At 71.3% G+C, this 21,736-nt stretch carries 21 protein-coding genes; 5 read left to right on the top strand and 16 right to left on the bottom strand.

Annotated features, from left to right (window positions below; genetic code table 11):
* Nucleotides 1-116 precede the first annotated feature (116 nt).
* The 6 genes from WBN91_RS32805 to WBN91_RS32780 form a co-directional block, all read right to left on the bottom strand.
* The gene (locus WBN91_RS32805; protein WP_337728158.1) at nucleotides 117-923 is read right to left on the bottom strand and encodes a hypothetical protein; all 807 of its coding nucleotides are present in this window, start codon (nucleotides 921-923) and stop codon (nucleotides 117-119) included.
* 65 nt (nucleotides 924-988) lie between these two features.
* The gene (locus WBN91_RS32800) at nucleotides 989-2,518 is read right to left on the bottom strand and encodes an SPFH domain-containing protein (RefSeq protein ID WP_337728159.1); all 1,530 of its coding nucleotides are present in this window, start codon (nucleotides 2,516-2,518) and stop codon (nucleotides 989-991) included.
* A complete protein-coding gene (locus tag WBN91_RS32795; RefSeq protein WP_337728157.1) occupies nucleotides 2,515-3,681 on the bottom strand; it encodes a GUN4 domain-containing protein in 1,167 nt (388 codons plus the stop codon). Before WBN91_RS32795 ends, WBN91_RS32800 begins: the two co-directional genes overlap by 4 nt.
* Before the next feature lie 151 nt (nucleotides 3,682-3,832).
* Complete coding sequence (locus WBN91_RS32790; protein ID WP_337728156.1) at nucleotides 3,833-4,681, bottom strand: hypothetical protein; 849 nt, start codon at nucleotides 4,679-4,681, stop codon at nucleotides 3,833-3,835.
* A gap of 4 nt (nucleotides 4,682-4,685) precedes the next feature.
* On the bottom strand, nucleotides 4,686-7,541 hold the full coding sequence (locus WBN91_RS32785) for a helicase-related protein (RefSeq protein WP_337728155.1): 2,856 nt from the start codon (nucleotides 7,539-7,541) through the stop codon (nucleotides 4,686-4,688).
* 14 nt (nucleotides 7,542-7,555) lie between these two features.
* Complete coding sequence (locus tag WBN91_RS32780; protein WP_337728154.1) at nucleotides 7,556-9,145, bottom strand: DAK2 domain-containing protein; 1,590 nt, start codon at nucleotides 9,143-9,145, stop codon at nucleotides 7,556-7,558.
* 157 nt (nucleotides 9,146-9,302) lie between these two features.
* On the opposite strand from WBN91_RS32780, the gene rpmB reads away from it, so the two are divergent.
* A complete protein-coding gene (gene rpmB, locus WBN91_RS32775) occupies nucleotides 9,303-9,494 on the top strand; it encodes a 50S ribosomal protein L28 (protein WP_015804671.1) in 192 nt (63 codons plus the stop codon).
* A gap of 377 nt (nucleotides 9,495-9,871) precedes the next feature.
* On the opposite strand, the gene WBN91_RS32770 is transcribed toward rpmB, so the two are convergent.
* The 4 genes from WBN91_RS32770 to WBN91_RS32755 form a co-directional block, all read right to left on the bottom strand.
* Complete coding sequence (locus tag WBN91_RS32770; protein ID WP_337728153.1) at nucleotides 9,872-10,546, bottom strand: uracil-DNA glycosylase; 675 nt, start codon at nucleotides 10,544-10,546, stop codon at nucleotides 9,872-9,874.
* 16 nt (nucleotides 10,547-10,562) lie between these two features.
* Nucleotides 10,563-11,084, bottom strand: coding sequence for a gamma carbonic anhydrase family protein (locus tag WBN91_RS32765; RefSeq protein ID WP_337728152.1), 522 nt, complete (start codon nucleotides 11,082-11,084; stop codon nucleotides 10,563-10,565).
* Nucleotides 11,085-11,094: 10 nt separating this feature from the next.
* Nucleotides 11,095-11,526 carry a GNAT family N-acetyltransferase gene (locus tag WBN91_RS32760; RefSeq protein ID WP_443217839.1) on the bottom strand — a complete coding sequence of 144 codons (432 nt, stop codon included), beginning with the start codon at nucleotides 11,524-11,526 and terminating at the stop codon, nucleotides 11,095-11,097.
* 69 nt (nucleotides 11,527-11,595) lie between these two features.
* Complete coding sequence (locus WBN91_RS32755) at nucleotides 11,596-12,561, bottom strand: thiamine-phosphate kinase (RefSeq protein WP_337728150.1); 966 nt, start codon at nucleotides 12,559-12,561, stop codon at nucleotides 11,596-11,598.
* A gap of 97 nt (nucleotides 12,562-12,658) precedes the next feature.
* On the opposite strand from WBN91_RS32755, the gene WBN91_RS32750 reads away from it, so the two are divergent.
* Nucleotides 12,659-12,892 carry an Lrp/AsnC family transcriptional regulator gene (locus WBN91_RS32750; RefSeq protein ID WP_015104517.1) on the top strand — a complete coding sequence of 78 codons (234 nt, stop codon included), beginning with the start codon at nucleotides 12,659-12,661 and terminating at the stop codon, nucleotides 12,890-12,892.
* A 20-nt stretch (nucleotides 12,893-12,912) separates the two neighbouring features.
* On the top strand, nucleotides 12,913-13,491 hold the full coding sequence (locus tag WBN91_RS32745) for a DUF3515 domain-containing protein (protein ID WP_337728149.1): 579 nt from the start codon (nucleotides 12,913-12,915) through the stop codon (nucleotides 13,489-13,491).
* 699 nt (nucleotides 13,492-14,190) lie between these two features.
* On the opposite strand, the gene WBN91_RS32740 is transcribed toward WBN91_RS32745, so the two are convergent.
* The gene (locus tag WBN91_RS32740) at nucleotides 14,191-15,258 is read right to left on the bottom strand and encodes a D-alanine--D-alanine ligase family protein (protein WP_337728148.1); all 1,068 of its coding nucleotides are present in this window, start codon (nucleotides 15,256-15,258) and stop codon (nucleotides 14,191-14,193) included.
* A gap of 11 nt (nucleotides 15,259-15,269) precedes the next feature.
* On the bottom strand, nucleotides 15,270-16,667 hold the full coding sequence (pdxR, locus tag WBN91_RS32735; protein ID WP_337728147.1) for a MocR-like pyridoxine biosynthesis transcription factor PdxR: 1,398 nt from the start codon (nucleotides 16,665-16,667) through the stop codon (nucleotides 15,270-15,272).
* Between the two features lie 68 nt (nucleotides 16,668-16,735).
* Between pdxR and WBN91_RS32730 the strand changes: the two genes are divergently transcribed.
* Nucleotides 16,736-17,437, top strand: coding sequence for a pyridoxamine 5'-phosphate oxidase family protein (locus WBN91_RS32730; protein ID WP_337728146.1), 702 nt, complete (start codon nucleotides 16,736-16,738; stop codon nucleotides 17,435-17,437).
* On the opposite strand, the gene WBN91_RS32725 is transcribed toward WBN91_RS32730, so the two are convergent.
* The 4 genes from WBN91_RS32725 to WBN91_RS32710 form a co-directional block, all read right to left on the bottom strand.
* Nucleotides 17,426-17,890 (bottom strand): cysteine dioxygenase, encoded by a 465-nt coding sequence (locus WBN91_RS32725; RefSeq protein ID WP_337728145.1) that lies wholly within the window; start codon nucleotides 17,888-17,890, stop codon nucleotides 17,426-17,428. The two genes, WBN91_RS32730 and WBN91_RS32725, sit on opposite strands and share 12 nt — an antisense overlap.
* A gap of 204 nt (nucleotides 17,891-18,094) precedes the next feature.
* Entirely contained in the window at nucleotides 18,095-19,171 is a 1,077-nt protein-coding gene (locus tag WBN91_RS32720) for a cystathionine gamma-lyase (protein WP_337729428.1), read from the bottom strand.
* 17 nt (nucleotides 19,172-19,188) lie between these two features.
* Complete coding sequence (locus WBN91_RS32715) at nucleotides 19,189-20,193, bottom strand: NAD(P)H-dependent glycerol-3-phosphate dehydrogenase (protein ID WP_337728143.1); 1,005 nt, start codon at nucleotides 20,191-20,193, stop codon at nucleotides 19,189-19,191.
* A 3-nt stretch (nucleotides 20,194-20,196) separates the two neighbouring features.
* The gene (locus WBN91_RS32710; RefSeq protein WP_337728142.1) at nucleotides 20,197-20,901 is read right to left on the bottom strand and encodes a lysophospholipid acyltransferase family protein; all 705 of its coding nucleotides are present in this window, start codon (nucleotides 20,899-20,901) and stop codon (nucleotides 20,197-20,199) included.
* A gap of 111 nt (nucleotides 20,902-21,012) precedes the next feature.
* Between WBN91_RS32710 and cofC the strand changes: the two genes are divergently transcribed.
* Entirely contained in the window at nucleotides 21,013-21,618 is a 606-nt protein-coding gene (gene cofC, locus WBN91_RS32705; RefSeq protein WP_337728141.1) for a 2-phospho-L-lactate guanylyltransferase, read from the top strand.
* Nucleotides 21,619-21,736: the final 118 nt, after the last annotated feature.

Genomic DNA, 21,736 nt, shown 5'->3' with positions numbered 1-21,736 from the left:
CCGGACGGGGAAAGAAACCGAGGCCCTTCCCGTGGGCGCTAGCCGCTTCGGCTCGCGCCTTCGGCGCGTAGCGCCCTACGAGCGGGGACCGGAAGTCTTTGCGCGCGGGCAATTGGCTAGCGGGGCAACTGGTCGGCGGGAATCACTTCGGCCGCCGGAGGCAGCGGAACATCGAACTTGCCGCCCCACTCCATGAACCGAGTAGTCGACTGCTTGACCACCTTACCCCCCAACTCGAACCGGTACTCCGCCTTCAACGGCGTCCCGGCATCATCCACCCACACCACCGCATTGATAGCCACCCCATTCTCAGCCAACTGCGTGTGCTGCAACTGGATATCCGAATCCTTGATGACCTTCGCCATCTTCAACGGATCCACCACCAGGTCATACCGGGTAGCCGCCACCCCATCCACAGCCTCGGCCGCCTTGGACACGATCAACGCCGCCCGAGGCTGCACATAGTCCAACTCCGCGCCCACCGTCGCCCCAGGACCAAACCCCCGCAACAAGGCAGTCACCTCGGCGTTGTTCCCGGACGTGTAAAGCCCCCACTTCTTGCCCTCCGGCATGGGAGCCCCGTCCACGTGCACGTACAAACCCTCGCGGGCGATCACAAGATCCATCTTGCGGGTCTGACCAGCCGTGGTCATGGTCATCGCCATCGAGCCCGTGATGCCCTCCGCCTCCTGGCGCACGGTGCCATCCACAACACTACGGACTTCCGTGGACGCGCCGTCTGAGGCGAAGCCCTCTGTGTGGAAGCGGGCGGTCTTCAGTTCGGAGCGGCGTTGGTCGATCTTTTCCGCCAGGACCGCCAAGTCGCCCTTGGGTTGCGAGGGAGCGGTCGGGGGAGCCGGGTCGGGGTTGGTCGTGCATGCGACCAGCACGAACGGCATCAGCACGAGCAGCAGACGGCGCACAGTGCAGCGACGCTACTCCCCGCCTCGCCGCTCCGTACCACTCCCCCGCGCCTCGCCGCTCCTTACTACTCCCCCACCGCGCGCGGCCTGGGCGGGTTCTGCTCCAGCAGGCCCATCAGCATGTCCCTGGCCTGCGCGATCGGCATGACGCTGAGCAGCTGCTGCGCCATGTCCCCGTTCCCACCGATGACCTGCGGCACCGGCGCCTTCGCCAGCTCACGCACGATCCGCTCCGTCGCCACCTGCGCCGGACCGAGCAGCTCGACCAGCGCCCGGATCTCCAGCAACCCCAGCTTGGCCCGTTCCTCCTCCACCCGAACGGCCTGGACCTGGATCGCGACCCGGACCTCCTCGTTGACCTGCAACGCCTTGAGCTCCGCCAGCCGAGCCGCCTCCAGCTCGGCCCGCTTCTCCTGGTTGGCGATCTCGCGGCGCAGGTCGTTGATCTCCTGCTGGTCGCACTCGAACTCCTCCAGCGTGGTCCGGATGGCCTTCACGCCGATCGGTTCCATCGCTTGCCGCACCGCCGCCGCCAGGTCGTTGCTGACCTCGCTGTACTTGGTGATGAACTCCTGGATGCGGTAGCCGGCGGCCTTGCGCAGGAAGTAGCTCTTCACCGTCGGCGCGAGGTCCTTCTGCACGAACTGCTGCACCGGGGTGAGCGCACCCGGGCCGCGCGTGCCGAAGCGCTGGACCAGGTTCGGCGCGACCTCCGGCGGGATCTGCACGGTCTGCTTCATGTCCAGGCGGACCGTGTAGCCCTGCACGTCCAGGACGATCTGCTCCAGCGACGCGTCCAGGTTGTCGTCGGGCTTGTGCTCGCGGTTCCACTCCAGGATCAGCACGCGCGTCGGCACCTTCACCACCTGCGCGAACCACGGGTTGAGCGAGTAGCGACCGCCGCCGTCCAGCGTCTCCCGCTGCACGCCCAGCCGCCCGCCGTTCTGCGCGAACACCCACGGCAGCTGGAAGCTCAGGTGCCCGTCCACCGGCGGGCCGACTTCGTCCGGGTCCGGCTTCGCGCCCATGCGGGTGATCACCACGCCCGCCTCGCCGACCTCCAGGTCCACGGTGGTCAGGTCCGCCTCGGTCAGGTGCTCGCGGGCCATCTCCTCGGGGCGGTCCACGGTGATGACGGTGAACGCCCTGGTGTTGATCCGGTACGTCCCGCTGGGCAGCACCTGCTGCTGCCGCCCCTGCTCGCCGCCGCCGTGCAGGAACGCCGCCGCGTCCTGGAAGTGGTTGCACTCGACGTGCTTCGCGATCGACTGGCCCAGCGGCAGCGGGCGGCCGGCGTGGGCGACCACCACGCCGACGGTGCCGTTCGGGACGCGCGTGAGCGGCACCCGGTGAACGTCGAAGAGGAACTTCGGCAGGAACTTGCTCGAGTTCGGCGCGATGACGCCCGCCTGCACGCCCTTCGCGCCGTAGAGGCTGATCACCGGGTCGTCGTCGGGGCGCCGCTTGCCGAAGCGCCGCTCCACGACGCCGACCTCGTCGTCGGAGAGCCGCCACCACCCCGTCGCCCCGAGCCACACCAGGAACGCCACCGCCGGGAGCGCCCAGAGGACCGCCACGAGCACCACGTCCTTCATGTCCACGTCCGCAACCTGCTGTGCACGGCCACCACGGTGCGCTCCCACTCGTCGTGCCACTCGGGGAAGCGCTCGCGGGCCGGGTTCCGCAACGTCGGGTAGAACGGCAGGGAACGGTCCGCCCGCAAGCTGAACTCCGGGTAGGGCGGGACTGTGCCGTCGCCGTCCGCACTCCACCCGAAGGCCGTCAACAGCGCCCGGAAGTACCCCGGCGTCCGCGCATCGGGTGCGCTGTCGCGCTGGGCGCGGAAGCCCCACGCGCCGCCGGAGTGCTCCGACCAGGCCGCGTCGAGCCCGGCGAACAGCCGGTCGGTGAGGCGCCCGCCGTCGTCGAAGCGCAGCCACCCGGCCTCGACCCTCCCGGCCTCGGTGAGCAGGGCGGTCGTGGTCAGCACGTCCGCCTGCTCCCACGCGCCGCGGCCGAGGGCGGCGCGCAGGTCGTCGAGCAGCTTGAGGACGTCGTCGCCGAGCACCGCGACCGCCTGCCGCACCGGCCGTTCCGCCGGCTTCTCCTCGACCGGCGGTTTCGGCGCCGGGAAGTCCCATTCGGGGAACTTGAACAACCGCGGGGGCGGGGCCGGCGGAAGCGGGACCGCAGCGCCCGGCACGTGGACGTAAGCGATTTCCCGGAAACTCTTCACGCGCACTTCGACCTGCCGGAACTGGCGCGGGCGCAACCCGTCCAACTCCGCCGCCACCGCCTTGTCGAACAACGACCCGGAGATGATCTGCGCGAGGTTCGCGTCCGGCGCCGCGTCCAGCGCGTCGCGCACCCCGGCGCAGTCGAGCAGCCGCGCCAGCGTGATCAGGGCGTCCCCGACGAACCCGAACCGGCTCTCCTTGAGCGCCCCGGTGTGCATGGCGACCCGCAGCCGCATGGCGGCGTTCGGCGCGGCGATCTCGTTGTGGTCGGTGAGCAGCCGGTCCAGGTGCCGCACGAAGTCGCCGACCATCGCGACCAGGTCGACGTCCGCGGTCAGCACGGCCAGTTCGCCGTCGCCGCCGGGCTGCCGGACCCAGCGCGACCGGTCCAGGCCGACGCGGGCCGAGGTCTCGTCCAGGATCCGGTCCAGCTCGGTGGACAGCCAGTCCTGGATGCGGGCGGGCCGCGTCGAGAAATCCTTCATGTCGACGCCCAGCACGAATCGCTCGACCAGTGCCAACCGTGCCTCCGCGGAACCGAGAGAACCCGAATACCGAAATTGTGGCACAGCGGAGAATGGGCGACCAGGAAGGCTCACCACACCGCAGATCTACGGGCGGAAAACCATAGGAACACTATCGGCATTCCACGCGACTGCAAATAAATGCCGCTCACCGCAGCAGGACGTGCCACTCCTCGCGCACCGGCGGCAGGTCCAGGTCGAACTCCCACAGGAACGCCCGCCGCCACTGCCACCCGGTGCGCGCCGCGTGCACCATCAGCGCCGACCCCAGCAGCACGCACACCACCGCGAGCACGGAGAACAGCTTCTGCCCGGTGTCCCCGACCGTCCACGCCCGTGCCGCCACCACGACCGGCAACGCGACCACGGCCAGGTCGAACAGCAGTCCCAGCAGCCGCCGCCACCACGGCCGCGCGTGGAAGACCACACCGGAGTCGACCAGCGTGTCGCACTCGTCGGGACCGTGCTCGCGCAGCCGCATCGCCTCCGCCCGCCGGTGCCGGACCTCGTGCCACACCCGCACCAGCGTGGCCCCGCCCAGCACCAGCAGCAGCAGGTCCACGACGTGCAGGAACCACGGCCCGGGGTTGGCCAGCCACGACAGCACCCCGGCCAGCAGCATCACCGCGCCCGAGGCCTCCATCGACCACAGGTACCGCGTGGACAGCCACCCCGGCACCATCGACCGCACGACCAGGTCGCTCATGTCGGGCCGGCCGCGCAGCACCTCCAACGCCTCCGCCCGCGCCCGGTCGTAGTCGCTGACCTGGCCACCGTCGCCCCCCTGACCGCCGTCGCCCGCCTGGCCGTTGCCGACCGCCTGGACGCGGTCGGGAGCCGTGGCGTCGCCCGCTCGGGCGTGGTCGGGAGCCTTGGCGTCGCCGGCCTGGGCGCGGTCGAGAGCCGTGGCGTCGTCGCCCGCTCGGGTGTGGTCGCCGGCCCGGCCGTGGTCGGGTGCCTGTGTCTGTTCGCCGGCTTGGGCGTGGTCCCCGGGCATCGTGTTACGCCTTCTCCAGGTATTCCGCCCGTTCCTCGTCCAGCAGCCCGGCCACGAGGCCGGCGAGGCCCGGGTGCTCCGCGAGGTCCGGGTCGGCGTCGACGACCTCGGTCGCCACGATCCGGGCCTGCGCGATCACGTCCTCGTCGCGCAGCAGGGAGAGCATCTTCAACCCCGACCGCTTGCCCGACTGGGCCGCGCCGAGGATGTCGCCCTCGCGCCGCAGCTCCAGGTCGAGCTGGGCCAGTTCGAAACCGTCCAGTGTGGACTCCACCGCGCGCAGCCGCTCCATCGTCGAGGTTCCGTCGGGCATCTCCGTGACCAGCAGGCACAGCCCCGGCGCGCTGCCCCGGCCGACCCGGCCGCGCAGCTGGTGGAGCTGGCTGACGCCGAACCGGTCGGCGTCCATGATCACCATGACGGTCGCGTTCGGCACGTTCACGCCGACCTCGACCACGGTCGTGGCGACCAGCACCTGGACCTCGCCCGACGCGAAGGCCCGCATCACGGTGTCCTTGTCGTCGGGCGGCATCCGGCCGTGCAGGATGGCGATCCGCAACCCGTGCAACGGCCCCTCGGACAACTTCCGCGCCACGTCCACCACGGCCAGCGGCGGGCGGCGGTCGGAGGAGTCGTCCTTCTTCGGCGGCGCGTCCTCCTCGGACTCGCCGTCGCCGATGCGCGGGCACACCACGTACACCTGGTGGCCCTTGCGGACCTCCTCGTGGATGCGCTGCCACGCCCGGTCCAGCCAGGACGGTTTCTGCGCCACCGGCACCACGGACGTGCTGATCGGCGACCGGCCCGCGGGCAGCTCGCGCAGCGCCGAGACCTCCAGGTCGCCGTAGACGGTCATGGCGACCGTGCGCGGGATCGGGGTCGCCGTCATCACCAGCACGTGCGGCGTGGACCCGCTCGCGCGCCCGCTGAGCGCGGCCCGCTGCTCGACGCCGAACCGGTGCTGCTCGTCCACCACGACCAGGCCCAGGTCGTGGAACTCCACCTTGTCCTGGATCAGGGCGTGCGTGCCGACGACGATCCCGGCCTCGCCGGTCATGATCTCCAGCAGCGCCTTCTTGCGCTGGGCGGTGTTCATGGACCCGGTCAGCAGGGTCACGCGGGTCGCGTGCTCGGCCGCGCCCAGCTCGCCCGCCTGCCCGAGGTCGCCCAGCAGCTCGCCCAGCGACCGGGCGTGCTGCGCGGCGAGCACCTCGGTGGGCGCGAGCATCGCGGCCTGCCGGCCCGCGTCCACGACCTGGAGCATCGCCCGCAGCGCGACCATCGTGTTGTGCGTGACGACGAAGTGGTCGGTCACGTACAGCTTGGACGGGTGCGCGATCGAGATGCACTGCACCGGTTTCACGCCGACGAACTCGACCGCCTCGACGTGCCGGACCGGCGGCGCGGTGCGGTCCAGGGCGTCCCGGAACGGCGGGAACTCCTCGGGCAGCCGCACGGTCACCTCGTGCAGCTCGTACCCGTACGCGATGCGGCCGGTGCCGCCCAGCGACTCGGCCAGCTCGCTGACGTACTCGGCCAGGTTCTCCGACTCGGTGGAGAACACGACGTCCACGCCGTCGCACCGCCCGCCCGTGGTGAGCAGGCCCTGGAGCAGCTCGTGGCGCTCCTTCACCGGCGCCAGCTCGACGCAGTCCACGTCCGGCGCGACCACCAGCGGCAGCCGCCACTTCGGCGCGCCGCCCAGGTCGTGGAGGTCGTCGCGCAGCTCGCGCAGCGTCTTGACCTCGCCGGTGTGCACCTGCCACAGGTGGTCCAGGTCGCACTCGACGGACTTCCCGTCCGACAGCACCACCCGGTACACCTCGCGCTCGCCCTGCGGGAACACGCCGGTGACGGTCGTCGTGGTGCCGTCGGCGGCGATCACCTCCGCGCCCACCTCGATCTCCCCCATCGGCAGGAAGCCCTCGGGGGTGAGGACCAGGGCGTCCAGCGGCTGGGCCTTGCCCGAGCCGACCTCGCCCTGGAGCAGCCGGTTCATCGGGTGCTCGCCGGACAGGTCGCGGGCGATCGCCTCGCCGACCTCCTGCTGGCCGGCCGTGAGCGTGAACGGCAGCCGCGCGTCGAACGCGTCCCGGACCATGCCGGGCCGGGGCGGGCACGCGGGCGCGGGCCGGGCGGTGGCGGACTTGCGGCGCTGCGCCAGGGCCAGCTGCACGGCCAGTGCCTCGTCCCACTTCAGGCGCTGCTGCGCGAGGGTGATCTCGGCCCAGCTGTCGGGGCGGTGGACGAACCGGATCGCCTTCTCCAGCCCGATCAGGTCCTGCGACTCGCGCAGCCGCTGCGGCAGCGGGTCCTCGTCGAGCCCCTCCCACACCGCCAGGACCTGCTCGACGCAGTTGGAGACGTGCCAGGACTGGATGCCCTGCGCCGCCGGGTAGACCGGGATGAACGCCCCGGCGAACTTCGCGGCGGCGTCGTCGGTCACGTCGTCGAGCACCTGGTAGTCGGGGTGGGCGAGCTGGAGCTTGCCGTTGAACATGCCGACCTTGCCCGCGAACATGGCCTCCCGCCCCGGCAACAGCTCCCGCTCCACGGCCCGCGACCCGCGGCCGAAGAACACCAGGTGCAGGTCCGAGGACCCGTCGGTGATCACGGCTTCGAGCAGCTCGCCGCTGCGGCTCTTCATCCTGCGGTGCCGCACGCTCTTCACGCGTGCTTGGACGGTGGCGTGCTCGCCCAGTTCCAGGCCCTTGATCTCGGTGAGCTTGCCGCGCTCGTCGTAGCGGCGCGGGTAGTGCCGCAGCAGCTCACCGACCGTCGTCAGGCCGAGTCCGCTCTCCAGCGCGTCGGCGCTCTTCCCGCCCAGCACCGACACCAGCTTGTCGTCGAAGGTCGTCATCGCCGACCATTCAACTACTCGACACCGACAACGAGTGCGGCGCCGGGCTGTCCACCGTGGTACGTCGTGATTTCAACCTCCGGATGGGCGATCCTGAGGTGGCTTTCGAGTGTTTCCGCGAGCCCTTCGGGGGCGTCCTCGCCCAGCAGCGCGGTCACCAGCTCGCCGCCGCCGGCGAGCATCCGGTCCACCAGCCGGCACGCCAGCGCGGCGGGGTCCGTGCCCGCGGGCTCGACCAGGACGACCTCGCCGTCCTGCATGGCCAGCAGGTCGCCGGGCTCGCACCGACCCACCCACGTGATCGCCTCCCGCTCGGCGACCCGCACCTCGCCGCGCCGGGTCGCGGCGGCGGCCTCGGCCATCGCCACGACGTCGTCGCCGGCCCGGCGGTGCGGGTCGTGCACGGCGAGCGCGGCCAGCGCCTGGACCGGCGAGGAGGTGGGGACGACGACGACGTCCTGACCGGCGGCGACCGCGTAGGCGACCGCTTCGTCCAGCGGGCCGCGCACGTCCTCGGCGGTGGACAGGACGGCGACGTGCCGGGCGCGGGTGCCCGCGATCAGGGCGAGCAGGTCGGCTGGGCCTGCGGTCGGCGCCGCGGCCACCGCGCCCTCGGCCCGGACCAGCTCGCGCGCGCCCTCCCCGTCGACCACCACGACGACCGCGCGGTCCCGGCTGAACCGGACGGCCTGCGCCTCGACCTGGTCGGCGAAGCGGGCGACGGTGATGCGGTGCGGCCGGCCCTGCTCGACCCCCGCCTCGATCGCCGCGCCGATGTCGTTGCAGTGGACGTGCACGGTCCACAGGCCCGCGCCGTCGCCGACCACGGAGACGCAGTCGCCCAGCGCGTTCAGCCGCTGCTTGAGCTCCTCGGTGTCCCGCGGGTCGTCGAGCAGGTACATGACCTCGTACTCGTAGTCGGTGGACCCGGCCTCGCGCGCGGTGGTCAGGGCCTCGGCGGTGCGCGGCGGGGCCGAGGTCTTCACGTGCTCGATCGGCCGGCCCGTGATGACCGCCACCAGCGAGTCCAGCAGCACGACCAGCCCCTTCGCGCCCGCGTCCACCACACCGGCCTTGGCCAGGACGGCGAGCTGGCGGGGCGTGTCGGCCAGCGCCTCGCCCCCGGCCTTGGCGGCAGCGGTGACGACCTTGTCGAGGTCGTCGGAGGGGCAGTCGCGGGCGGCCTCGGCGGCGGCGTGCAGGACGGTGAGGACGGTGCCCGGCACCGGCTTGGACACGGCGGCGGTGGCCAGCTCGTCAGCACGCTTCAACGCGGCGCGGATAGCGGCCCCACCCGCTTCGGACACCCCCTGGGCGGCTTCGGCGAGCCCGCGCAGGACCTGGGAGAGGATCACCCCGGAGTTGCCCCGCGCTCCCTGCAACGCGCCCCTGGCGAGGGCGGCGAGCGCCTGACCGGCGTCGTCCGCGCCGGCGCGCAGCAGCGAGTCCTGGGCTGAGCGCATGGTCTGGGACAGGTTCGTGCCGGTGTCGCCGTCGGGCACGGGGAAGACGTTGATGCGGTCGATCTCGTCGCGCTCGGCGTCCAGCGACCGGACACACGCGTCCGCCCACCGGCGCACCGCCACCGCGTCGAGAACCTGCATGGCGGGGAGGGTATTCGATCGCGGAAGGCCCCGGTTTGGAGGCGTGGTGGGCGACGGGCTACCCTGTCCAGGTTGCCATGCCCGGCTGAGGCTTGTGCACGCTTGCGCGCCCGCCGGGGCGTGAGTACCGCTGGAGAAACCTTAAGGAGTGGCTGACGTGGCTGCCGTGTGCGACGTCTGTGGCAAGGGGCCGGGCTTCGGCAAGTCGGTCTCGCACTCCCACCGGCGCACCAACCGCCGGTGGAACCCGAACATCCAGACCGTGCGCGCGAAGGTCTCGTCTTCGCAGCGGCAGCGGCTGAACGTGTGCACCTCGTGCCTGAAGGCGGGCAAGGTGGTTCGCGGCTGAGTCCCGCGTCCGAGCGTTGTCGAAAGGCCCCCGGAGTTCCGCTCCGGGGGCCTTTCGGCGTGCTGGACGCTTTTCGGGTGCGCCGAGGGCCTTCACAACGCGCCGGGGAGCGGGGCTGACCAAGGGCGGCAAACTCGCGAGCGGGCAGCAGACGGCGAGGTGGGAAACGCGGCGGCCCGGCCGGGCAATGGCAGGGGCCCGGCCGGACAACGCGCGACCCCGTCGGGCAAGGCAGCGGCCCGGTCGTAGTCAGGCGGTGGCGCGGGCAAACGAGCAGCGCCCGCGCTACCGCAAGCCAGTAGACGACCGGTCAACTACCGGACAGTGCTACTAGACGACCGGTCAACTACCCGCTCGGCACGCACCGGCGATCGCGGTCAGGGGAGCTTCCAGTCGATCGGCTCCGCGCCCTGCTGCACCAGCAACTCGTTCGCCCGCGAGAACGGCCGGGACCCGAAGAACCCGGCCGCCGCCGACAACGGCGACGGGTGCGCCGACTCGATGCACGGGAACGGCTCCAGCATCGGCCGCAGGTTCCGCGCGTTGCGCCCCCACAGGATGGCCACCAACGGCTCGGACCGCTGCGCCAACGCCTTGATCGCCTGCTCGGTCACCGCCTCCCACCCCTTGCCCTGGTGGGAGTTGGACTTGCCCGGCTGCACCGTCAGCGCCCTGTTGAGCAGCAGCACGCCCTGCTCGCTCCACGGCGTCAGATCGCCGTTGGACGGCTTGGGGTGCCCCAGGTCGTCCACGTACTCCTTGTAGATGTTGATCAGCGACTTCGGGATCGGCCGCGTCTCCGGCGACACCGAGAACGACAAGCCCACCGCGTGCCCCGGCGTCGGGTACGGGTCCTGGCCCACGATCAACACCCGCACCCCGTGGAACGGCTGCTGGAACGCCCTCAGCACGTTCTCCCCGGCGGGCAGGTAGGTCCGCCCCGCGGCCACCTCCGCGCGCAGGAACTCGCCCATGTTCGCGATCTGATCGGCCACGGGCGCGAGAGCGCGCGCCCACCCGGCCTCGACAATTTCCTCAAGGGGACGTGCCACGGCGGTGGACCCTATCTCAGTCGATCCGGCGAAGATCCTTGCGGTAGGTCACGATGTTCCGAACGTACTTCTCCACCGCGAACTGCCAAGCACCTTCCGGCACGGTGTAGCCCTCGCGGACCCGCGCCGGCACACCCAACGCCATCGCCCGCGCCGGCACGTGCCCCTCGAACGACACCACCGCGCCCGCGCCGACGATCGCCCCGGTCTCGATCACCGCCCCGTTGAGCACGACCGAACCCGACGCGATCAGGCACCGGTCCGCGATGGTCGCGCCCTCGATGTGGACGTTGTGCCCGATCACGCACTCCTCGCCGATCAACGTCGGGTGCACCTCGGTGCAGTGGACGACCGTGCCGTCCTGGACGGACGTCCGCGCACCGATCTCGATCCGCCCGTAATCACCGCGCAGCACCGCTTGCGGCCACACGGAGGCGTGGGCGCTGATGCGGACGTCGCCGATCACGGTGGCGTCGGGGTGCACGTAGGCGTCCGGGTGGATCACCGGTTCGTAGTCGCCCAGCGCGTAGATCGGCACGAGCGTCCTCCTAGAGCTCCTTCGCGAAGCAAAGGCTTTCCGGATGATGCCGGTACACACCGAAGTTGTCGATGCGCTCGTACCCGCTGCTCCGGTAGAGCCCGATCGCCTCGGGCTGGCGCGTGCCGGTCTCCAGGACCATGCGCGTGCGCCCGACCGCCCGCGCCGACGACTCCAGCTCCGCGAGCACCCGGCGCGACAAACCCCGTCCCCGCACGGAGTCCACCGTGTACATGCGCTTGATCTCGGCGTCGCCGGGCCGGATCGAGCCGTCGGCCACGTCGTGCGCCCGCCAGCCGCCGCACGCCACCGGCACGCCGTCGAGGTAGCCGACGACGAAGTGCCCCAGCGGCGCGGCGAACTGCGCCGGGTCGACCGGGGTGACGTCCTCGTCGCCGTAGCGGACCACGAAGACCTGCTGGAGGTCCGCGATCAACTTCACCGAGTCTGGATGGTCATACGCCCGTGTGAATAGTTCCACATCCACCACCCTAACCCGGCGGTCCAGGGGTTATCGCCAGTGCTCCCACCCCGGCGGCTTCTCGTAGACCCGCCCGTCCACGGTCACCCCGCCGCCGTGGCGGACCGTGCCGATGGTGCGCCAACCGTCCGGCACGCCCTTCGGGTCCGGGAACGTGGCCGCCAGCGCGTGGTCCTCGCCGCCGGTGAGCACCCAGTGCCGCGCGTCCGCGCCCAACGCCGAGGCGACGTCCAGCAGTCGCGGGTGGACCTCCAGCAGTTCGGTGCGGATGTCGATGCCGATGCCCGACTCGTCCGCGATGTGCCCGAGGTCGGCCAACAACCCGTCCGAGACGTCGATCATCGCCGTCGCCCCGGCCGCCGCCGCCTGCGGACCCGCCGCGTACGGCGGTTCGGGGTTCCGCTGCGCCCCGACGACCGCCACCGGCGACCGGAAACCGCGCTGCAACACCGCGAGCCCACCCGCCGCCCAGCCCAGCCGTCCGCACACGGCCACGACATCACCCACTTGGGCTCCCGACCGGGTGACGGGCTCCTGTCCGTTCATGTCGCCGATGGCCGTAACGGAGATCACCAGTGTCGCGGAGGACACCATGTCCCCACCCACCACACCGGCCCCCGCGGCGGCGGCCTCCTGCCACAGCCCGGCGGTGATCCCCTCGATCACCGAGGAGGGCGTGTCGGCGGGGCACGCCAGCCCCACCGTCAGGGCCGTGGGCACGGCTCCCATCGCCGCGACGTCGGCCAGGTTGACGGCCGCCGCCTTGCGGCCGACCTGCTCGGGAGACGACCAGTCGAGTCTGAAGTGGACACCCTCCACGAGCACGTCGGTGGACACCACGACACGCCCGTCCGGGGCGGCCACGACGGCCGCGTCGTCCCCCGGTCCGAGGAGGGTCGTCGGCGGCTGCGTCCTCCCTGCCGTCACCCGGCGGATGAGACCGAACTCACCCACTTCAGCGACCGTGTCCGCGTTCAGCGGCGGCTCCGGACGCAAGATTGCCTCCCGTTCTGAGCATTCGGAACCCCAACTGGGGTACGTTGCTGACCACGTTCCTACCCCGACCTAACCTGTCGCGACGAAGGGGCACGCCGTGGTGCACGCATACATCCTCATCCAGACCGAGGTCGGCAAGGCAGCCGCCGTCGCGGCAGAGATTTCCGGCATCCCCGGTGTGGCCACCGCGGAGGACGTCACCGGCCCGTACGACGTGATCGTCCGCGCCGAGGCCGACACCGTCGACCAGTTGGGACAGCTCGTGGTCGCCCGCATCCAGAACGTCGAGGGCATCACCCGAACACTGACCTGCCCGGTGGTCCACCTGTAGGCCCGTGTTGTCATAACGGGGTGGCACAGGAACCGGAACCCACGTCCCTGCTCCCCCGCCCCCTGCTGGCGGTGGCCATCGGCCTTCCGGCACTGCTCGCGGCGGGCGTGGCAGCCGTGGGCCTGTTCCTGGGCACGGGCGGCAAGGAAGACCCGGCAGGCCCCACCGCGGACCGTTCGGGCCCGGTGGCACTGGTCCCCGTGCCCGCGCCGAAGGCGGAGTCCGAGGAGTGCAAGGCCCTGCTGAGCAAACTCCCGATGCAACTGGTCTCGAACAGCATCCAGATGCCCCGCCGAGAGCTGGCCACCCCCGCCCCGCCGGGCGCCCTGGCATGGGGTGACGCACAACACGAGCCGATCGTCCTGCGCTGCGGCCTGGACCGACCGGCCGAACTGACCCAGACCGCGCGACTGCGCGTGATCTCGGACGTCCAGTGGCTGGAGATCTCACAAGCAGGCGCCTCCACCTGGTACGTAGTCGACCGCCCGGCCTACGTGGCGTTGACCGTGCCCGCAGACGCCGGCACCGGCCCTCTCCAGGACATCTCGACAACGATCAGGGACACCTTGCCGGCCGTCCCCATCGACACCAAGGGCTAACCCCCACCCCGCACCGCACACACCATCGACGGCGGTGCGGGGCTGAACCGCGCGGCGACGGCGGTACGGGGCGGCGGGACCACTCGGCGACGGCCAGGCAGGGCGGTGTCCAGGTGGCGGCTCGGGCGGGCGACTCGGGGGCGGAAGCTCGGGGGCGACTGCGGCGGAATCAGGCGCCAGCGGCGCGGGCGGCGAGGCCAGCGGCGGCGCGAAGGACCTCGGGGCGCAAGGACCTCGGGTGGGTTGGCTCGGGCGGTTAACGGCGGCTCGGGGCGGTGGCGCAAAAGGGCGTCCGCGGGGGTGTCGGCAGTGCGTTGGCTGTGCGTCGACGGTGCGCCGGCTTGGTGTGGCGGATGCGGAGGGGCGGCCTCCGGCCCCCGTCTCCATTATCCCACTGGGGACCGACAGAAACGGCCCTGCGAGCTGAGAGCTCACCGCAAGACGTCAACGGTCGCTTGTGCAGCACGCACTCTGGGCGCGAAGCGCATCGTCCTTGCGCGCGTAGCACGCTTGAATCCCTTCGGCGCGCGCGAAGCGCGCACACCCACCCGGGGCTTTTGCGTCATCCCCGTATGGCCTGCCCGAAGGGCTACCACCAGGCCATACGGGGATGACGCAAAAGCCCTGCCCTTGCTCTTGCGTCCATCCTTGGCGGCCTGCCCGCCGGCGAGGCGCTTTTGATCTTTGAAAAGACCAGAGTCAGCGCAAACCGGTACCACGAGACAATGCAGTGTCGATCAAAGTGGTCAACAGAGAAGGGTAGTCGACCCCGGTCTCCGCCCACATCCGAGGATACATGGAAATAGGAGTGAACCCCGGCATGGTGTTGACCTCGTTCACCACCAGCTCGTCATAATCCGTCACAAAGAAGTCCACCCGAGCCAACCCCTGGCAATCCAACGCCCGAAACGCGGTGATCGCCATCTCCCGCAACGACTCCGACACATGCGACTCCAACCGCGCCGGAATGTCGAACTCGCACACATCATCCAAGTACTTGGCGTCGAAGTCGTACCAGTCGACCGCTCCCCCGACCACCCGCAACTCCGCCGGCAGCGACGCCTCGACCCGCCCGTCCGGGAACTCCAACACCCCGCACTCGACCTCGCGCCCGACCACGGCCGCCTCAATGATGACCTTCGGGTCGGTCTTGCGCGCCAAAGCGATCGCGCTGTCCAGGTGCGACCAGTCGACGACCTTCGAAATACCCACCGACGACCCGGCCCGCGCCGGCTTCACGAACACCGGCAACCCCAGCCGCGAACGGTCCTCGGCCGACAGCGTCTCCTGGTCCCGCCGCAGCACCACGAAGTCACCCACCGGCAACCCCGCACCCTGCAACAGCCGCTTGGTGAACTCCTTGTCCATCGCCACGGCCGAAGCCAGCACCCCGGGCCCCACGTACGGGATGGACGCCAACTCCAGCAGCCCCTGGATGGTCCCGTCCTCGCCCCAAGCCCCGTGCAACACCGGGAACACCACGTCCACGTCGGACAGCACCTCGTCGGGCGACACGGGCACCAGCTCGCCGCCGGACACCGGCACGAGCGAGTTCACCGACGGGAGCTGACGGTCGCGCACCTCGAGCGCCTTGGTGTCGTCGGCGCCGATCACCCACCGGCCGTCCTCCTGGGTGATGCCGACGGGCACCACCTCGAAGCGCGAGCGGTCCAGGTGCGGGAGGATGCTGCCGGCGGACAGGCAGGAGACCATGTGCTCGCTGCTGCGCCCGCCGAACACGACGGCGACCTTGGTCTTTCGTGTCATGGTTCGCGACCCTACCCGGATGGCGTAACGCCCGATCCCAGCAGCTCCACCAACACCGGCAGGGCCCGGTCCAGCTCGGCGCGCGAGCACGCGCCGTACCCGATCGCCACCCCGAACACCTTCGGCCGGCCCGCGTGGTGCCGCGCCAGGCCATCGAGCCGGAACCCGCGCGCCTCCGCCTGCGCCAGCAACTCGCGCTCCGCCACCGCGTCCTCCAGCAGCACGACCACGTGCGCGCCGGCGTCGTCCCCGAGCACCGACACGCCCGCCGCCGCCAACGTGGACGCCACCAGTGCCCGCCGCTCCGACAGCTCACGCCGCAGCTTGCGAAGGTGCCGGCCGAGGTCGCCGTGCCGGGCCAGCTCCACCAGCACGCGCTGCCCGGCCGCCGACGGGCTCGTGCCGGTCCGGTCCCTGTGCGCCAGCACGTCCGCGGCGATCCGCTCCGGCGCGACCATCCACCCGGCGCCCAACGTCGGCGTGAGGATCTTGCTCGTCGTCCCCAGGTGCACCACCACGTCCGGCGCCAGCGCGGCCAGCAACGGCAGGGGCGCCACGTCGAACCGGAGCTCGCCGTCGTAGTCGTCCTCGACGACCAGCCACCCCTCCGCCCGCGCCCGCTCGACCAGCGCGACCCGCCGCGCCGCCGACATCCGGCCGCCCATCGGGTACTGGTGGGCCGGCGAGCAGTACACCCCGCGCACACCCGCGGGCACGCCCTCGACGAGCAACCCCTCCTCGTCCACGGGCGCCTGCACGACCTTCACGCCGGCCGACCGCAACGCCCACACCGCCCGCTGGTACCCGGGTTCCTCCACGGCCACCGAATCACCGGGCTTGAACACCGCAGCCGCGAGCTCCACCAGGGCGGCCGTCGTCCCACCGGTCGCCAGCACCTGCTCGTCGCTCAACCCGCCCCGCACCGCCAACCCCCGGTGCCGCAGCAGGTGTTCCGCGACCACGGCCCGGTACTCGGGCAGCCCTCCGCGCTGCGGCCGGAACAACGGCAACGCGTCCGCCGCCGCCCGCCACGCCCGCCGCCACGCCGCCCGGTCCAACCCTTCGGCCCACGGCGCACCGGGAGCGAGGTCGACCACATCAAGGGGCTGAGGCGACACCGGTGCCTTGCGCGGCTTGGACTTCAGGGCGCCCGGCGGGGTGGTCGTGACGTACGTCCCGGAGCCGTGCCGGCCGGCGATCCAGCCCTCGGCGTGCAGCTGCTCGTATGCTGCTGCCGTCACGGTCCGGCTCACGCCCAGCCGCTCGGCCAGCGCCCGCGTGGACGGCAGCCGGTCGCCCAGGCGCAGCCGCCCGTCCGCCGCCGCCGTGCGCAGGGCGTCGGCGAGCTGCACGGCCAGCGGCTCGGCGGAGGCCCGGTCCAACGTCACGGGCAGTGCGGTCTCGGCCACAAGTGGCCTCCTGGATCACCTCGAAATTGGCCCTTGAGAAGTACCACTTTACCCGCGAACCTCACCACATGACCACGTCGCCCCCGACGGAGCCGACCGGGGACACCGCCCCGCTGTCCCCGACCGACCGCAGCACGATCAAGCGCGGCAAGCACCGCGCCGTCACCGACCGGGCCGCCCTGCACGCCGTGCTCGACAACGCCCTGTTCTGCCACCTCGCCGTGGTCGTCGACGGGGCGCCGCTGGTGCTGCCGACCGGCTTCGGCCGCGACGGCGACCGCATCTTCCTGCACGGCTCGACCGGCGCGCGCAGCCTGCGCGAGGCCGCGACCGGCATCCCGGTGTGCGTGGCCGTGACGCTCGTGGACGGCGTGGTCTACGCGCGGTCGGCGTTCGACCACTCCATGAACTACCGCGCCGCCGTCATCCACGGCACCGCCGTCCCGGTCACGGACCCGGACGAGAAGGCGCACGCCCTCCGGGTGCTCACCGACCACATCGCGCCCGGCTCGTGGGACTACGCCCGCAAGCCCACGCCCAAGGAGATGGCCGCGACCTCCGTGCTGGCGCTGGACCTCACCGAGGCGTCGGTGAAGATCCGCTCCGGCCCGCCCGGCGACGAGGACGAGGACGTGGCCGCCAACGAGAAGTGGGCGGGCGTCCTGCCGCTGCACTCGACGTGGGGCAAGCCCGAGCCCGACCCGTCGCTGGTCGGCGAGTGGGACGTGCCCGAGCACGTCACCTCGCGCGCGGGGACGTCACAGGGATAGCGGCCCGGCCACCGGGTCGAAGCGGAACGGACGCATGGTGCGCTCGCCGTCGCGGTACACGTGGATCGTGACGGCGGGGTCCCCGCCGTCGTTGCGCACCTGGTGGACGTAGTTCGGCCCGAACACGCGCGACTGCCCGGCCACCAGGTGGTGCAGCACCTGGGTCGGGCCGGGCGCGACGACCTCCGTCAGCGCGCCGCTGACCACCGTGAACGCCCCGCTGGTCGCGCCGTGGTCGTGCAGGTCGGCGGTCTGGCCGGGCAGCCAGCTCATCAGCCACACCTCCTGCTGCTCGGTCTTCTCGACCAGCGCGGCGAAGCGGGTGTCGGGGTCGTAGCGCAGCAGGTGTGCCCAGCGCTCCCGCCGCACGGCCACGTCGAGCGCGATCCGCACCGGGTGCAGGGCGGCGTGCGACTGGGGCAGGGCGATGGTGTTCTCCGGAACGGCGAACATGGTTCCTTCTTCTTCGGTGATGTGCGGAAGCGTGAGCCGTCAGCCCACAGGACGCGAATCGATCACCGACAGGAACAGAGCGCGCTGGCGACCAGGCTGAGGTCGATGTGACCCCGCCCGTTGCTCATGGCGCGGAAAGACATGCCAAGAGGGTGACAGCCGAGGTCTCCCCGGGCAAGCCCTCCCACGCCTCGGAACACACCTTCAGCCGACCAGGTGATCAAGAGCCTTCAGCACGTCGGCCACCAGATCAGCCGTGTCCTCACACCCGGCGGACATCCGCACCAGCCCCTCGGGCACCGGGTCACCCCACTGCGCCCGCCGGTCCAAGGTCGTGTGCAGCCCGCCGAAACTGGTCGACTCCGCCACCAGCTCCGACCGCTTGAAGAACTCCGCCACCGCCTCGACGGAAGCCAACTCGAAGGTCAACACCCCGCCGAACCGACGCATCTGCCGAGCGGCCACCTCGTGCGCCGGGTCCTCCAGCGCGCCGGGCCACCGCAGCCCGTGCACCGCCGGGTGGTCCTTCAACACCGCGTACAGCGCCGCCGCGTTCTCGGCCTGCCGCGCCAGCCGCAGGTCCAGCGTCCCCAGTCCCCGGTGCGCCAGCCACGCTTCGAACGGCCCCGGGATGGCGCCGCCGGTGGTCCGCGCCGCCCGCACCTTCTCCGCCAGCTCCGGATCGGCCGTCGTCACGTGCCCCAGCAGCACATCGCTGTGCCCGGCGACCGCCTTGGTGTCACTGCTCACCACGATGTCCGCGCCCAGCTCCAACGGACGCTGCCCCAACGGCGTGGCCGTCGTGTTGTCCACCGCCACCAAGGCCCCGACTACATGCGCCTGCTCGACGAGCGCCGCGATGTCGCACACGTCCAGTCCGGGGTTGGACGGCGACTCCAGCAACACCAGCCGAACGCCCTCGAACGACGGGTACGGCCCGGCGGTGGGCGCTTCCACCACCGTCACCGGCATCTCGGCGACCAGCTTCCGGGTCATGTAGTACCCGTCCGACGGCACCACCACGGTGTCCCCGGGCGCGAGAACCACCCGCAGCATGGTCGAGATCGCCGCCATCCCCGATGGGAACAGCACCGCTTCACCACCGTCGAGCGACCCCAAAGCGGCTTCCAACGCCCGCCAGGTCGGGTTGTGCGGCCGACCGTAGCTGTCCGAGCCGCCCAGGTGGTACACCGAGGCGAACACCGGACTACTGCCGAACGGCTCCCCGGGCACCGCCGGCACCGAGTGCACCACCCGCGTGCCATCACCCCAGCCACTCACGGCCGCCCCCTGCTCGCTCACTGCCGCTCGGCCTTCCGCTCGCGCTCCAACAACGCCGACGTCAACAGCCGAGGGTCCAACCCCTCGTGGCACACCCGGTGCACGCCGTCGGTGATCGGCATGTCCACACCCAACCGCGCCGCCAGCTCACGGATCGACGAACACGACTTCACGCCCTCGGCCACCTGCCCGTGCGCGGCCTCCTGCGCCTGCGCCACGGTGTCCCCGCGCCCGAGCCGCTCCCCGAAGGTCCGGTTGCGCGACAACGGGGACGCGCACGTCGCCACCAGGTCGCCCAACCCGGCCAGGCCCGCGAAGGTCAACGGGTCAGCGCCCAACGCCGCGCCCAGGCGCGCGGTCTCCGCCAGGCCGCGGGTGATGATCGAGGCCATCGTGTTGTCCCCGAACCCGAGCCCGGCCGCCATGCCGCACGCCAGCGCGATGACGTTCTTGCACGCCCCGCCCAACTCGCAGCCGACGACGTCGACGTTGGTGTAGGGCCGGAAGTACGAGGTGGAACAGGCGTGCTGGAGGTCCACCGCCCGGTCGTGGTCGGTGCACGCGATGACCGTCGCGGTGGGCTGCTCGGCCGCGATCTCCTTGGCCAGGTTCGGCCCGGACACCACGGCCACCTGGTCCTCCGGCACATCGGCGACCTCGCGGACCACTTCGCTCATCCGCTTGAGCGTGCCCAGCTCGACACCCTTGGCGAGGCTCACCAGGGTGGCTCCGCCCGGCAGCAGCGGCTTCCACTCGGCCAGGTTCTCCCGCAGGGTCTGGCTCGGCACACCCAGCACGACGGCCTGCGCTCCGTCCAACGCCTTCTCCGGGTCGTGCGTGGCGACCAGGTTGGCCGGCAGCACGGTCGAGGGCAGGTAGCCCGAGTTCACCCGGGACCGGGTGATCTCGTCGGCGACCTCCGCCCGACGAGCCCACAGGACGACGTCCGTGCCCGCATCCGCGAGCACCTTCGCGAAGGCCGTGCCCCACGACCCCGCACCCATCACCGCAACGCGTTCCATCGCTCAGCTCTTCTTCGCGGAGTAGAAACCCACGGGCGCGGCCTCCTGGCGAACGTCCGCCAGCAGGTCCTTGACCTCGCCCATGATCACGTCGGTGACCTCGCGCAGCAGCGGCAACGACTCCGGCTTGCCCCGGAACGCCGACAGGTCGACCGGTGCGCCGACCTTGGTCACGATCGTCTTGCGCGGGAACGGCCGGAACTTCTTACGGTAGTGGTCGTAGATCTCACGGGTGCCCCAACGAGCGGCGGGCAGCACCGGGACGTCGTGCTCCAACGCCAGGCGGGCGACACCCGTGCGACAGGTCATCGGCCAGCCGTCCGGGTCCTTGGTGATCGTGCCCTCGGGGTAGATGACCACGACCAGCCCCTGCTCCAGGGCGTCGTGCGCGGCACGCAGGCTCTGCTGGGCGTCGGTGGTGCCCCGGTAGACGGGGATCTGCTTCGCGCCCTTGACCACCGTTCCGACGAACGGGACGTTCCACAGGCTGTGCTTGGCCAGGAAGTGCGGCACCCGCCCCTGCTTGTGGGTGAAGACGGCGTCGTACACGGGGTCGAGGTGGGACACGTGGTTCATCACCAGGAGCGCGCCACCGGTCTTGGGGATCCGTTCCCCACCCTCGTTGCGCCGCCGCGCCAGCAGCGCGGTCAACGGGTAGAAGACCGCCGCGGCGAACCCCACCCAGAAGCCGCCCTTCTCCTTGGCCACCCTGTACTCCCTCTCGTCACCCGCCGGACGCCTGGAGTCTTCCCGTAGGTCCGTCCCGGGTCCAGTCGCCGGCCGCGCTCGTCGGCGTCGGATATCGGGGAGTATGGCTGTGTGCGTGCCGACGTGGACCTCGTGGTGCCGGTGAAGGCCCTACGACGTGCGAAGACCCGTTTGGTTGGCGTCACCGACGACCGACCGTCCTTGGCGCTGGCGTTCGCCCTGGACACCATCTCCGCCGCCTTGCCGGTAGTCCGCAGTGTGCTTGCCATCACAGACGACCCCTCGGTAGCCGCCGAACTAGCAGCCCTGGGCGTCGAATCCACCCCAGGCCCAGAAGGCCTCAACGAAGCCCTGCACCACGGCGCAACCCTCCTACGTTCCCGAGACCGCCACTCAGTAGTGGGCGCCCTACAAGCCGACCTACCAGCCCTCCGAACCGACGAACTAAAGCTCGCCCTAGCCGCAGCCGACGGCCGCGCCTTCTGCCCAGACCGCCAGGGAACCGGCACCACCCTCTTGCTCTCGGCACCGGGCGAAGACCTGATGCCCCGGTTCGGCATCGGCTCGGCCGAGGCACACGCAAGAGACGCACAACCCCTCATCGGCCCGTGGCCCTCACTACGCAACGACGTAGACACCGCCGAAGACCTGGAACTGGCAGCCACCCTAGGCCTAGGCCCAAGAACCTGCGCCGCCCTAACCCCCGTCTGCGGCTAGCCACACCACACTGCACACACAACACACCCACCGCGCGCAGCGCGGGTCGGCGGAGCCGGCAAGTGGCAGTCCGCCGGGGAGGACACAACTCAACTTGGGCTTCTTGCTTGTGTCATCC

It is taken from the genome of Saccharothrix sp. CCNWYY140 (assembly GCF_037401995.1).
Lineage (GTDB): Bacteria > Actinomycetota > Actinomycetes > Mycobacteriales > Pseudonocardiaceae > Actinosynnema.
This window is presented reverse-complemented; position numbering and strand designations above follow the sequence as displayed.